Source organism: Nitrosospira sp. NpAV, from assembly GCF_000832065.1.
Taxonomy (GTDB): domain Bacteria; phylum Pseudomonadota; class Gammaproteobacteria; order Burkholderiales; family Nitrosomonadaceae; genus Nitrosospira.
This window is the reverse complement of record NZ_JXQM01000012.1, coordinates 1-14306: the sequence shown is the minus strand read 5'-3', so window position 1 is coordinate 14306 and position 14306 is coordinate 1. Positions and strand designations below refer to the sequence as shown.

Below are 14306 nucleotides of genomic sequence, written 5' to 3'. Positions count from 1 at the left end.
CATTAATAGCTTCTCGGCGAGCCTGCAAGGTTAAGAGGCAAGGGATCTAGAAGAATAGATCAGATCTATTCGTTCCGATCGTTTATCAGGACTTATTTGTGGCGCCTGTTCCACAGACTCACAGGGAAATTCCTTCTCGGCAGATTTTCCCAGGTAAGTATTTGCATAAGAAGCAATCAATATCATTACAGACAATGCAAAAATCCTTGTGAGTTCCATCTTCCCATGCTCTCCGAATGATTTTTGGTCTCCCCTTAGTAAATACGATGGGGAAATTACTATCTGTATCTTACGGATCCTGGAGATATGGACAATTGGACTTAAGTACACCATTGGAATATCAAGATCATTATTTTCCACTATGGACCAAACCATTTTCTAACTGCATTCGCCGCGGGTGGTTTTCCTGATATTCATGCTTCATCAGGTTCCGGATTTTCGGCTAATCCAGTCTCTATCCTGATAGCGGCCAGGCTGGATGAGATGGATTCTTGCTTGTCAACCTTACCTGGAATTTTTGGCGTGGAGCAAACGACATCCGCATTTTGCGCACGATGGCGCAAGGCATGATCCATGAGCACCAACGCCAGCATTGCCTCAGCGATGGGCGTAGCGCGAATCCCCACGCAGGGATCATGTCTGCCGTGCGTTTCCACTATGACGGGCTTGCCGGACTTATCAACCGAGCGTCGCCCCAGACGGATGCTGGAGGTGGGCTTGACGGCGATATTAACGATAATATCCTGGCCGGTGGAAATCCCTCCCAATATGCCCCCCGCGTTGTTGCTCAAGAATCCTTCGGGGGTGATTTCATCAGAGTGTTCGGTACCTTTTTGTGCAACGGACGCGAATCCCGCGCCGATTTCCACACCTTTCACGGCGTTGATGCTCATCATGGCGTAAGCAATTTCCGCATCCAGCCGATCATACACCGGCTCACCCCAGCCTACCGGCACCCCTTCCGCCACGACACTGATTTTTGCCCCCACGGACTCCCCGGATTTGCGCAGCTTATCCATGAATTCCTCAAGTCTGGGGATAATGCCCGTATCTGCCGCAAAAAATGGATTCTGGTCAACTATCTCCCATTGCTTAAACGGGATATCCACGGGTCCCAGCTGCGACATAAAGCCGCGTATTACTATGCCATAATTTGCGAACAGCCACTTTCTGGCGATAGCAGCCGCCGCCACCCGCACCGCGGTCTCGCGTGCGGAAGAACGTCCGCCGCCCCGGTAGTCGCGTATGCCGTATTTCTGCCAGTATACATAGTCCGCATGCCCAGGCCGGAAGCTATCCTTAATCTTGCCATAATCCTTGCTGCGCTGATCCTCGTTGCGGATCAGCAGCGCAATGGGCGTGCCGGTGGTCTTGCCCTCGAATACGCCGGAGAGGATCTCCACCGTATCGGATTCGTGCCGCTGCGTCACATGGCGAGAGGTACCGGGCTTGCGCCTGTCCAGGTCCCGCTGAATGTCTTCAGTGGATAACTCCATCCCTGGCGGACAACCATCCACAACACAGCCGATAGCGGGACCGTGAGATTCACCAAAAGATGTAACGCAAAAAAGCCTGCCAAGGGTATTACCGGACATTTTATTTTCTCGCCAAATCAAGTTCCCAAGTTTAACATATCCTTCCCTCCCTCTATTTTGCCATCCAGTCGGGTGCCGGATGAATTGATTATGACAAAACCTGATCCTGACCAACTCAAGGGTCCCGGCGGTTTGACCTTGCGCCAGATTCATGAACAGGTGAAACTGAGCGCGGGCCGCGACCGACCAGAAAGACTACAGGAAAAATCCGCGCAGACGACCAACCTCAACCGCTGGCAACGGTTTGTCCGTTATATATGGGACAAGAATAAAGGAAAGCCATGAAGGCCGTACTGATGAATATCCCGGGTGGACCGGATGTATTGGCACCCGCCGATGTACCCATCCCTGCCCTCCCCGATCCATCCAGCGTACTGGTAAAACTTCATGCCGCAGGTGTGAACCCGATAGATGCCAAGGTACGCAAGCTCAATATGTATTATCCCGACAAACTGCCTTCAATTCTGGGCTGTGATGGTGCGGGCGTGGTGGAAGCGGTGGGGGGATCAGTCACGCGCGTGCACCCGGGCGATGAAGTATTTTTTTTCAACAATGGGCTGGGTGGATCACCTGGAACATATGCTGAATACACCGTGGTAAGGCAAGAATATCTGGCATTGAAACCAAAGGGTCTCTCCATGCTGGAAGCAGCCGCCATACCGCTTGCAATGATTACAGCGTGGGAGGCGCTGGTAAACCGTGGTGGCATGAGTAAAGGCCGGCCCGCGCTCATTCACGCGGGTGCAGGCGGCGTGGGTCATATTGCGATTCAGCTTGCCCGCTACTTGAATGCGCCGGTCGCCACGACCATATCATCCGCCCGCAAAGCGGAGTTTGTGCAATCGCTCGGAGTGGAACTGGCAATCAATTATACCGAACAGGATTTTGTGGAAACGGCGCTGAACTGGACGGAGGGACAGGGCGTAAGACTTGTCATGGATACGGTGGGCGGAGAAACTTTCTGTAAATCTTTCGCCGCAACCCGGCTATATGGCCGCGTAGTGACACTGCTCTCGACGACATGCGACATCAGGCACACCAATACCGCGCGGCTGCGCAACCTTACCGTGGGCTATGTGCAAATGACCGCTCCGCTTTATTTCGGTATTCACCGGGCACGTGTGGCACAGACGCGCATACTCGAGCATGGCGCCATGCTGCTCGAGCGAGGTTTAGTCAAAGCCCACATTAGCCATGCACTACCGTTGGAAAAAGCCGCCGAGGCGCACCGATTGATCGAAACCGGACATACCATTGGCAAAATAGTGTTGCAGATTGTCTGAACTATTATCCTGAATCCGGTGATTGGGCTCACCTTAAGAACCGGTGGCACAGTTATCACTCCTCAAATTGCCAGACTGACAAATGAGCGGTCAACTGCCGGATCCGGGATTATATATTCAACCATGGTCGCGAATTTTATTCACTTATCCGCGCTACCCGCGATAACATCTCGATTCCCCATGCCACCCCGAAGCCCGTAACGTCGCTGCCCACCGCTCCGAGTCCATCCTTGTTGCTGCTCGCCGACAGATCCATATGCAGCCAGGACACGTCGCCCACAAACCGACTGAGAAAGCGTGCGGCAATAATGTGGTCTGCCTCGCCTTCCAGGGTGCACTGCTTGATATCAGCGATCTTACTTTCCAGCTCCGCGTCATAATCGGCATCCATTGGAAACGCCCAGGTTCTCTCGCCACTCGCCTTCCCTGCCGCAAGCGCCTTCTGCGCCAGCTCTTCCCGGTTACTGAATATGCCGCTATAACGCGATCCCAGCGCCACGTGCATGCTGCCGGTCAGCGTCGCGAAATCAATCATCACATCAGGCTTGTGTCTACCCGCCAGCGACAAGGTGTCCGCCAGCACCATCCGGCCTTCGGCATCGGTATGGATAATCTCGATGGTGGTACCATCCAGCGCCGTTATGACATCGTTCTGCTTGTAGGCACGCGGGCTGATGTGGTTCTGGGCAATGGCGAGCCAGCAGTCGATGTTCACCGGCAGGTTGACGCGCGTTGCGGCCAACAAAATACCCAGGGCCACGGCGGATCCATTCATGTCCTCATGCATGCCGTGCATGTAGCGAGGCGGCTTCAAATTGTGGCCCCCGGTATCGAAGCAGATACCCTTGCCTACCAGCGCCACGGTTTTATGCGCACGCTTGATGCGCCGCTGCAAATGCACGATGGCGGCATCCTCCGGGTCGCTACCCTGGGCCACGGCGACAAATGCACCCGCACCCATCTTGCGCAGCGCCTTGACATCAAACTCCTGATACTTCCAACCTTCGTCCGCCGCAAGCTTCTTGATGTGTCTGCGATAAAGCCCGGGCGTCAATTCATTGGGTGGCAGCACCGTGAGTTCACGCGTGAGCAGGTTGCCTTCCGCCTTGGCCTGCGTCAAGGCAAAATTGTCCGCGTCTTTATATCCATGCAGCACGATTCTTGCCAATGGCTTCCTGCCCGGCTTTTTCCTGCTGGTTTTCCGCGATGGCAGCACACAGCCATTGATCCAGGCGGCATATACCGCCAGTTCCGCAAATGCACGCTTTTCGTCCGGGTTACCGTAAATCGCAAGATGCATTTCAATCGGATTTTCCTCCAATAGCAATTGCAACCCTTTGCGAACGGAGGTTTGTTGCCCGAATAGGGATTTGCCTGAATCCACCATGACCCATGCGCATAAAGCTCCGCTGTCGAGATTGGCAACCGCGGGTGTATCGTCCATTTCTCGAAGCCGCATCCTGCGTCGCGATAATAGTGATTGCAGTGCGTTCTTGCCCATAAAGTCAAATTTATCCAGATACTTATCCGAAACCCCTTCCAACTTTGGCAGCACTACCAGGATATGTGTTGCCTTGATGGGTTGACTTATAGGCGAAGCATTTTGTGTCAGCGTTGCAAGCATATCGGTGGCCTATCCTGTAAAATATAAGCTTGTTATTATATACACCATGCATCCGTTCCGGCCGCCGCCGCACCTAAGCCTCGGATATTTTTCCGTCATCTGACCTCTATGCGCCAGTATCTCGACTTAATGCGCCATGTGCTCACGCACGGGCACAAGAAATCCGATCGTACGGGCACCGGCACGCTTTCGGTATTCGGCCACCAGATGCGTTTCAGTTTATCTGAAGGATTTCCGCTGGTGACCACCAAGAAATGTCATCTGAAATCCATTATTTATGAATTGCTGTGGTTTTTGCGAGGCGACACCAATATCAGGTACCTCAAGGAGAATGGTGTTTCCATCTGGGACGAATGGGCTGACGAAAATGGCGATCTGGGCCCTATATATGGCCGGCAGTGGAGATCCTGGCCGGATGTGGAGAGACAGGGAATCGATCAGATAAGCGAGGTAATCGAGCAGATCAGGCATACTCCCGACTCACGCCGCATGGTCGTCTCATCCTGGAACGTAAGTGAGTTGAATAAAATGAAATTGTCACCGTGCCATGCCCTATTTCAGTTCTACGTTGCTGATGGCAAGCTTTCATGCCAGCTATACCAGCGCAGTGCCGATATCTTTCTGGGCGTTCCGTTCAATATCGCCTCCTACGCGCTGCTCGTGCTGATGGTGGCACAAGTATGCAATCTGAAACCTGGAGATTTCGTGCACACCTTGGGCGATGCCCACCTTTACCTCAATCACCTGACACAGGCTCAGGAACAGCTAGGCCGGGAACCGAGGACACTGCCGGCGATGAATTTGAATCCGGCGATCGATAGTATCTTTGGATTCAAATATGAAGATTTCACACTGGAAGGTTATGACCCCTATCCGGCAATCAAAGCGACTGTCGCGGTATGACCCCCCGCCGTCTTTCCATTTTGGTGGCCATGGCCCAAAATCGTGTTATCGGCAAGGATAATGCGTTGCCTTGGCGGCTGCCCCCTGATCTGAAGCGCTTCAAGGCGCTTACCATGGGGCATCCCATCATCATGGGCCGGAAAACCTACGAATCCATCGGCAGGCCGTTACCGGGCCGCACCAGCATTATTGTTACACGGCAGCCCGATTATAAGATCGAGGGTGCTATTGTAGTGGGCTCGTTGGCGACCGCACTGAGGACCTGCTACGAATGCGCTGATACGGCCGAGAGCTTCATTATCGGCGGGGCAGAAATATTCCAGCAAGGTTTGACGGTCTGCGACCGATTGTATATTACCGAGATTCAGAAAGATTTTGATGGTGACGTGCTATTTCCCAAATTCAATCGAGGCGAATGGCGCGAAACCTCGCGCGAGAAGCATCATTTGGATGATGATGGATTGGAATATCATTTTGTCGTGCTGGACCGCAAGTGGAATTAACCCAGTATCCATTCGGACGCGAGATGATGGCGCGGAAGGTTGCGAAAAAATTTTCCCGGTAGGGAGAAGTCCATAGCTTGATCTATGGACGCTCAGCAAGCGGCGAAAATAGCTGGCGGGTGAAGCATCAGGATAAGGATACACCTGCCGCTTGGGCATGAACGCCTAAACAAAAACGGCGGGACACATCTTCATTGCGCCCGCCGTCTGTCTTTCCACAATCCTGTTTGATCCTGGCTACAACACCATCACATCCGGTAACGGAAAACCGTTGAAGTTGCTGGCATAGGCCGTAGTGTAGGCGCCGGCGTTGGGAATATAGATGAAATCGCCTTCCTGAATATCCTCGGGCAACATTTCGTCGCGCATCAGAATGTCCACCGAATCGCACGTCGGCCCGGCGACGGACCAGGGAATAGCTTGTCCCGAGCGATCGGAAAGAATTTCATAGCGCAGACCTTCCGTCACTTCGATCACGCCACCAAACATCCCTGCATCCCAATACATCCAGCGTTTGCCATTGCGGGTGGCTGTCCCCACCACGCGGCAGACGAAATACGCGGCGTCGGACACTAGATAACGCCCCGGCTCGGCCATGACACGAATGCCCTCAGGCAGGTCCGCGATGGCCGTATTCACGACTTCCGCTATTATTTCAATCGAGGGAATGGGCTTGATATGGCGTACGGGATAACCGCCACCGATATTGAGTAAGCGCGGAGTCAACCCGGCATGGTGCATATCGGCAAAAACTTTCTGGGCTCGCTCGATACCCACCCGCCAGTTCTGCGGATTGCGGCACTGAGAGCCTACATGAAAAGTCACCCCGGCAAGGTCGGCCTTAAGTTTTGCCGCTTCGTTAATAATGCCTTCGATCTCTGCTGCGTGCGTGCCAAACTTGCCTGCCAGCGGCCAATCGCTACCAATGTTGGGTGTATCGATGCGCAAATACATTTTCGCATCCGGCTTGACGCTCACGATTTTACGCAGCTCTTCGACACTGTCCAGCACATACCATTCAACGCCTTTGGACGCCGCATACTCCAGATAAGCCCTTGATTTCATAGGGTTGCTGTAATATATCTCGACAGCGGGCACACCCAGGCTGAGCAGCAGATCCAGTTCGGCGATAGAGGCGATTTCAAAACCTACGCCCTCCTCGATCATGGTTCTCAGAACGCGTGGATCCGGATTGGCCTTGACGGCATAGTGTGGCTGCACGCGCGGCATGGCAGCTTTGAAACGGCGGGCTTTATTACGGATGATATTGCTGTCAACCAGCAGGAATGGCTTGCTGTAGCCCTTTTTCAGGGTCTCCTGGACATATTGAAAATCCAGGCTGACTTCGGGATGGGTGTCGAATACTGCTTCGGACTCTACTTTTTGCCGTAGAGCGGCATTACGCATTTGCATGAGATTCTCCTCGGGGAGGCGCTACGTTACGGGAATATGGATGTTTACCAAATCAGCCGTGTCAAAATAGTTTGCTTTGCTTTTCATGATGACCTCCTGTTCTTTATGTGGCGAAAAAAAGCGGATTATAGACCGCATTTTGCTGGAATCAAGCGTTTTTTTCTTATCTAAAAAAAATAATCGTGAATGCCCGAAATGCTGTGGAAGAATCTGTCCTGCATCATATTACCGTTGCTGACTCTGAACAAAGATATTGTAGGCATCGGACGTTTTATAACGACCAAATTTTGTGGTTTTCTGGAGATATCTTGAATATAAAGATGACTCCATTCCAAACCATTTTTTGACCGGACGAGGCCTTTCTCGATCCACAAACGAAATCAAATTTTTGGCAAGGTCACGCCATGCTGCCCCTGATATTTCCCTCCACGATCCTTATAAGAGGTTTCGCATACTTCGTCGGATTCAAAGAAAATTACCTGGGCCACTCCCTCATTCGCGTAAATCTTGGCAGGCAGCGGAGTAGTGTTTGAAAATTCCAGTGTGACATAGCCTTCCCATTCCGGCTCAAACGGCGTGACATTAACAATGATGCCGCAACGCGCATAGGTGGATTTTCCAAGGCAAATGGTCAGTACATTGCGCGGAATGCGGAAGTATTCGACGGTGCGCGCCAACGCAAATGAGTTGGGCGGGATAATGCAAATCTTATTCTTCACGTCGACGAATGAATTGGAATCAAAATTCTTGGGATCGACGATAGTGGAGTTGATATTGGTAAACAGCTTGAATTCATCCGAGCAGCGAATATCGTAACCATAACTCGATGTCCCATATGAAACGATCTTATGGCCATTCGCATGCTTGATCTGATTGGGCTCAAAGGGCTCGATCATATGATGCTCCGCCGCCATGCGACGAATCCATTTGTCAGACTTGATGGTCATTTGAAGTATTAAGGGCAGGAATATAAGCGAATTGTTAGGCGTGGACCGGCACGTCATCAAATCCGGTCCACCACAGGATCATCAGGTATCCTGAATCACTATGTTTGCAAATAATGCGGAGTGATCCAGCGACAACTCATCGATCTTGACTGCGAGACGGCGCGCAATGCCGCGATAGATCTCCGCTATGCGTCCATCGGGATCCGCCACCACCGTGGGAGTGCCGGCATCGGTGTGCTCGCGGATTCTGATATCGAGCGGCAGGGCTCCCAAAAACTCGACATCGTAATCTTTGCACATCTTTTCTCCACCACCCGCGCCGAAAATATGTTCCTCATGACCACACTGAGAACAAATATGGGTACTCATATTTTCGACAATGCCGACTATGGGAATACCGACTTTCTGGAACATTTTGAGTCCCTTGCGAGCATCCAGCAATGCGATATCCTGCGGGGTGGTGACAATAACCGCACCCGTAACCGGCACTTTCTGGGCAAGCGTCAACTGGATGTCACCGGTACCAGGCGGCATATCCACAATAAGGTAATCCACGTCATTCCAGCGCGTATCATTCAATAATTGCTGCAACGCCTGAGTGACCATCGGTCCGCGCCACACCATGGGTGTCTCCACATCGATCAGGAAACCAATGGACATGGCCTGGATGCCGTGCGCTTCCATCGATTCGATGCTCTTGCCATCAGGAGATTCGGGGCGACCGGTGATCCCCAGCATCTGGGGTTGTGAAGGGCCATAAATATCGGCGTCCAGAATGCCGACAGAAGCGCCTTCCGCAGCCAGCGCCAGCGCCAGATTTACCGCCGTGGCGGATTTGCCCACCCCACCCTTGCCGGAAGCCACTGCAATGATATTCTTCACCCCGGGAATGAGCTTCACTCCGCGCTGCACGCTGTGAGAAACAATCTTGCTCGTGATATTGACACTCACGTTACCACTGCCCGGAATGGTTTTGAGTTTGCCGGTCACCTGCTTGCGGATACTTTCGATCACGCTCTTCGCCGGATATCCGAGGACAATATCAAGTGAAATGTTATCGCCATCTATTTTGATGTTACGCGCCTCATTGCTAACCACATAATCCTTGCCGGTGCTCAGATCAGTAATTTCCTTGAGAGCGGATTGCACTTGCTGTTCGGTGATAGCCACTTTACTACTCCTTTACCCTGCGCCTGTGGAAGGAACACATAAATCACAACAAACTTAAAATATTAACAAATATCGGGGGTGTGAGTCTGTTGACTAAAAAATAAAAACGGGAACACAATGAAAAATGAATACGCAGCATAATCCCCGCATATTTAGTCCAGATAATTCATTAAGTGGCTCTGCGAACCCACCCGAGTGCTGGCGGTCTCTATTACCTTGCGCTCTAACGGATTATCCGGCTTTAAACGACAGCTTAATTTACCGGGAAAAAGCAAGGAATCTGGACGCTCCAGTGAATCGAGAGTTGGCTTCCTGCAGTTCTACAGACCGCGTAGCCTGCAGTTTGTTACAATTATGTTTGACAATTTCCATAGGCAATTGATGAACAAGCGAAAAATTCTCGTCACCTCCGCCCTGCCCTACGCCAACGGCAGCATCCATCTCGGACATCTGGTGGAATACATTCAGACCGACATCTGGGTGCGTTTCCAGAAAATGCAAGGGCACGAGGTGCATTACGTATGTGCCGATGACACGCATGGCACCCCGATCATGCTGCGCGCCGAGCAGGAGGGTATCACGCCCAAACAGTTGATAGATCGTGTATGGCATGAACATAAAACTGATTTCAATGGCTTTCACATCGGCTTCGACAATTACTACACTACGGATTCACCTGAGAACCGCCAATTTTGCGAAGACATCTATTCTCAGCTCGAAGCTAAGGGCTTAATCGCGAAACGCTCGGTCGAGCAGTTCTATGACCCTGTCAAGCAGATGTTCTTGCCTGATCGCTATATCAAAGGCGAATGTCCAAAGTGCCATGCCAAAGACCAATATGGCGACTCCTGCGAAGTTTGCGGCGCGACGTATTCATCCACCAATCTGGTTGATCCATACTCCGTCGTTTCCGGCGCGACTCCGGAACGAAAATCCTCAAAACATCACTTCTTCAAGCTTTCCGATCCGCGCTGCAAGGCATTCCTTGAGAAGTGGGTTTTTGAATCATTTGAAGGCCAATCCGGCACTACGCCGGAAGCAAAACGGCGACTTCAACCAGAAGCCGCCAATAAGATGAACGAGTGGCTTTCAGGTGGCCTCGTTGATTGGGATATTTCCCGCGATGCACCCTATTTTGGCTTTCCGATTCCCGGAACAGGTGGCAAGAAATTTTTCTATGTCTGGCTGGACGCCCCCGTGGGCTACTTCGGCAGTTTCAAGAATTACTTCGAACAGAAGCAGCGATCTCAAGCGGAAATCGACGAGTTTCTGCGGCCGGGCGGCAATACGGAAATGATGCATTTCATCGGGAAGGATATTCTCTACTTTCACGCCCTGTTTTGGCCCGCAATGCTGAAATTCTCCGGTTATCGCACCCCAACCCAAATTTACGCCCATGGATTTCTTACCGTCAACGGACAGAAGATGTCCAAGTCCCGTGGGACATTCATTACGGCGGAGAGCTATTTGAAACAGGGCTTGAATCCGGAATGGCTGCGCTATTACTATGCCGCCAAACTGAATGACAGCATGGAAGATATTGACCTCAATTTCGATGATTTCATTGCACGCATTAACAGCGATTTGGTAGGAAAATACATCAATATTGCCAGTAGGTGCTCCGGTTTCATTATTAAAAAATTTGGCGGCAAGCTTACCCACACTATTTCAGAAACCAGCAGAAAGTGGTTCAATCAGTTTCTTTTCTGCGAACTGGGTGAAGGAGATACTTTCCTCGGCCGCCACGTCTCGATTGCATACTTTTATGACCGCAGGGAATACGGAAAGGCGATAAGGGAAATAATGCTTGCGGCCGATGTGGCCAATCAATACGTGGACCGGATGAAGCCATGGGAGCTGGCAAGAAGCGGTGAGAACGACACCGAATTGCATGAAATATGTAGTGTGGCATTGAATATGTTCCGGATTTTGACCATTTATTTAAAACCGGTGCTGCCAAAACTTGCCATAGAAGCAGAGCGATTTCTCGGAGTAAATCCTTTTACCTGGAACGATGCGAATTCACAAAACAGATTATTGCCTGATGGTCATCAGATCAATAATTATGAACATCTTATGGCCCGTATCGATTCCAAACAGATCGAGACATTGATCAAGGTCAATAAGGAGAGCTTGCAGCCGACAACACAACCATCACAAACCAAACAACAAGTGCAAATCATGGAAGAAAAAAACTCCGCAACCCCACCCCCATCATCTTCCCCCGATGCAGCGAATGTAAAAGGTACCGCATCGGCAACCATCGCTATCGATGACTTCACCAAGATTGATCTCAGAGTGGCAAAAATCATTGATGCCGAACAGGTAGAAGGCGCAGATAAGTTGTTGAAACTCACTTTGGATATCGGTGCGGAGCAACGAACCGTATTTGCCGGTATAAAGTCTGCCTATGATCCCGCACAACTCAAAGGTCGTCTGACCATCATGGTGGCTAATCTTGCGCCGCGCAAGATGAAATTCGGTATGTCGGAAGGAATGGTGCTGGCAGCGGGAAATGGGAGCGACGGACCATATCTGCTTGCTCCCGATGAAGGAGCGCAGCCGGGAATGCGTGTGAAATAGCAGCTGTGCCAACCCGCTGACGTCCCGCCCATTTCCCCCAGAATGGAGACACTGCAAGAATATCCTTTGAGCAGCTTGCCGCCATACTCCATGGTCGTGTATTAGCAACTTGCATTTTGCAATACATTACGCTACGCTTCTACACTTTTGAATTGCAAGCGACAAACCAATCGCTTGGTCCAAAGAGATCATGGAGTTTCTTTATGTTGGTACTTTATCAATTCGAGCGTACCTGGGGTAATCCAAATCTAAGTCATTTCTGCTGCAAAATAGAAACATATCTAAGAATGGCAGGCATCGAATACACCATCAAGACGACGCTGCCATTATTGGCGCCAAAGGGCAAACTACCTTATATCGAAGACGGCGATCTAAAATTGGCGGATTCCCGTTTCATCATACAGCACCTTAAAACCCATTATAAGAATCTTGATCAACACTTGAATCCTGCAGAGTCGGCGCTGGCGCTAGCGATGCAGCGCTTGATTGAAGAACATCTATTCTGGGCCACGATGTATTCGCGTTGGCAATACACGGACGCAAACTGGCAAATCAATAAAAGAGCCATATTTGGAGTTCTGCCGCCGGTCATTCGCGATATAGCGGCGATCATCTACCGCTATAAGATCAATAAACAGATTTATGGGCACGGCACCGGCCGGCACACAGCGGAAGAAATTTTTGAGCTTGGCATGCTGGATATTGACGCATTATCCGCATGCCTGGGGGACAAAAAGTATTTCCTGGGAAATCAGCCGGTCAGCCTGGACGCCACGGCCTTCGGCTTTCTGATCAATACCCTTGGCTGCCCGATTGAATCCCCGCTCAAGGAATATAGTTTGTCGAAAGACAATCTGAGAAAGTATGTTAACCGGATCAAAGCGGAATATTATCCGGATTTACAATAGGAGTGGGTCGTTACCGAAGCGCAATTGACTCACCCGCCCTACACTGTGGAATTTCTTAACAGTATGAGAGGCATCATTGGAATATCGACCTGTTTCGCCAGCACAACCATGCGCCGACTCCGGCCGTACGTCAGTCGTCATGGAAACGCCCTTGAAGAGAAGATCAGTTCAAGGTATTTCTCAACCCGCTTGGCACATTCGTGGGGCGAAAGGTGCAATTTTGCGTGTAAATGGCTCCTGATTAGACATTATTGCAGGCCCCAATTATAGAAAGCTTGCCTGGAAGAGTGTTACTTCTTCAGCTCTGCGGCTTCTGATGCCATTTTTCTATGATAGATGGCTTCCTCCGCACATGCCTTTGCCGCCTGCTCATATTTTAGTATCAAAGCCCGGGTATGCGCTTCCAGATCGTGGGGTTGTCGATCGTACAGATAGTGTTTCTCCTCATAACGTTTTAGCAACTTTTTTTGTTCATTCGCTTTGGACTGCATTTCTTTCGCTGCCTCTTCGAAATGCTTTGCCAACGCAGCGTGTTCGCCAGATGTTCGTGTGTCTTGTTCGGCTTTAAGAACATCTGGACTTCGCCGAGCTTCATGAGCGCACCCAGCCAATAAGCAGCTGGCGACAAATAAAGCTGCGGAAAACGTTTTTATTTTTATCAATGACATTTTCTCTTTTACCTTATGAATTTTAGATACGATTCGGGAATACAATTAAATGACGGTGAAAAAATATAACGGAGTAACAATATATGTCAAGTTCTTATTCGCCGCGAACTTCCGCGCATGAAAAGATAACCGGCTCTCCGACGATGAGGAGTGTTCTAGACTTGTAGCATTTGGCTGTTCCAGAAACCCGGAGTATTTTCCGTAAAATTCTAGCCGTATATTTTTTTACTGGAACAGTTCCGCGTCCTGCTAATGAATCCCGCAATATCATCCCGTTCCTATCAATATAACGATAACGTTAACCTTAATTGATGCTCGGGCAGCTATTATTCAAGTATTAAAACTAACTGTAACTCGACTATTAAATTTCATTTAAAAAAAATTTGACATTTTCTGGACTTATGTTATGTTACATTTGTAATACCATATTATGTGTAGTGTCTTTCCGGATTAAAGGTGCATTAAGCAGGTTAGACAAGAATTGCAGGCAAGTTTACAATTTGACGTGTTTGAAGGCAGGAGACGTTCGTTTTAGAACGTGAATTAAGATTGTGGAAACTTTTCCCAAGCAGATCTTTTCTAATATCTGGGGCTCTGAACATTCGCCCCCCAGTAGTAAAAGGGACTCTGACCATCCGTCCGCAACAAGGCAACAAGGACTCTGAACATCCGTCCGCAGCAAGGCAGTAAGGACTCTGACCATCCGTCC

Annotated in this window: 12 protein-coding genes; 6 read left to right on the top strand and 6 right to left on the bottom strand. The window is 50.3% G+C overall.

The window, feature by feature from the left end; genetic code table 11:
• Positions 1–413: 413 nt before the first annotated feature.
• A complete protein-coding gene (gene aroC / locus SQ11_RS08180) occupies positions 414–1595 on the bottom strand; it encodes a chorismate synthase (protein WP_041513683.1) in 1182 nt (393 codons plus the stop codon).
• On the opposite strand from aroC, the gene SQ11_RS17865 reads away from it, so the two are divergent.
• Together SQ11_RS17865 and SQ11_RS08170 are read left to right on the top strand one after the other, a co-directional pair.
• Positions 1539–1880, top strand: coding sequence for a hypothetical protein (locus tag SQ11_RS17865; RefSeq protein WP_232297942.1), 342 nt, complete (start codon positions 1539–1541; stop codon positions 1878–1880). The genes aroC and SQ11_RS17865 overlap by 57 nt on opposite strands.
• The gene (locus SQ11_RS08170; RefSeq protein WP_041513681.1) at positions 1877–2878 is read left to right on the top strand and encodes a zinc-dependent alcohol dehydrogenase family protein; all 1002 of its coding nucleotides are present in this window, start codon (positions 1877–1879) and stop codon (positions 2876–2878) included. The genes SQ11_RS17865 and SQ11_RS08170 overlap by 4 nt, the downstream gene beginning before the upstream one ends.
• 136 nt (positions 2879–3014) lie before the next feature.
• On the opposite strand, the gene SQ11_RS08165 is transcribed toward SQ11_RS08170, so the two are convergent.
• Positions 3015–4502, bottom strand: a complete 1488-nt coding sequence (locus SQ11_RS08165) for a leucyl aminopeptidase family protein (protein WP_041513680.1) — start codon at positions 4500–4502, stop codon at positions 3015–3017.
• Between the two features lie 108 nt (positions 4503–4610).
• On the opposite strand from SQ11_RS08165, the gene SQ11_RS08160 reads away from it, so the two are divergent.
• Together SQ11_RS08160 and SQ11_RS08155 are read left to right on the top strand one after the other, a co-directional pair.
• A complete protein-coding gene (locus SQ11_RS08160; protein WP_041513679.1) occupies positions 4611–5405 on the top strand; it encodes a thymidylate synthase in 795 nt (264 codons plus the stop codon).
• Positions 5402–5908 carry a dihydrofolate reductase gene (locus SQ11_RS08155; RefSeq protein WP_041513678.1) on the top strand — a complete coding sequence of 169 codons (507 nt, stop codon included), beginning with the start codon at positions 5402–5404 and terminating at the stop codon, positions 5906–5908. Before SQ11_RS08160 ends, SQ11_RS08155 begins: the two co-directional genes overlap by 4 nt.
• Positions 5909–6145: 237 nt before the next feature.
• Here the strand turns inward: SQ11_RS08155 and SQ11_RS08150 are convergent, their stop codons facing one another.
• From SQ11_RS08150 to apbC, 3 genes are all read right to left on the bottom strand, one after another.
• Entirely contained in the window at positions 6146–7321 is a 1176-nt protein-coding gene (locus SQ11_RS08150) for a type III PLP-dependent enzyme (protein ID WP_041513677.1), read from the bottom strand.
• A gap of 380 nt (positions 7322–7701) precedes the next feature.
• Positions 7702–8268 (bottom strand): dCTP deaminase, encoded by a 567-nt coding sequence (gene dcd, locus SQ11_RS08145; protein WP_041513743.1) that lies wholly within the window; start codon positions 8266–8268, stop codon positions 7702–7704.
• A gap of 81 nt (positions 8269–8349) precedes the next feature.
• Positions 8350–9438, bottom strand: coding sequence for an iron-sulfur cluster carrier protein ApbC (gene apbC, locus SQ11_RS08140; protein WP_041513676.1), 1089 nt, complete (start codon positions 9436–9438; stop codon positions 8350–8352).
• Between the two features lie 381 nt (positions 9439–9819).
• Between apbC and metG the strand changes: the two genes are divergently transcribed.
• The gene (metG, locus tag SQ11_RS08135) at positions 9820–12021 is read left to right on the top strand and encodes a methionine--tRNA ligase (protein WP_041513675.1); all 2202 of its coding nucleotides are present in this window, start codon (positions 9820–9822) and stop codon (positions 12019–12021) included.
• Positions 12022–12224: 203 nt separating this feature from the next.
• The gene (locus SQ11_RS08130) at positions 12225–12929 is read left to right on the top strand and encodes a glutathione S-transferase family protein (RefSeq protein WP_041513674.1); all 705 of its coding nucleotides are present in this window, start codon (positions 12225–12227) and stop codon (positions 12927–12929) included.
• 290 nt (positions 12930–13219) lie between these two features.
• On the opposite strand, the gene SQ11_RS08125 is transcribed toward SQ11_RS08130, so the two are convergent.
• Positions 13220–13597: a hypothetical protein gene (locus tag SQ11_RS08125; RefSeq protein WP_041513673.1), complete on the bottom strand. Its 378-nt coding sequence runs from the start codon at positions 13595–13597 to the stop codon at positions 13220–13222.
• Positions 13598–14306: the final 709 nt, after the last annotated feature.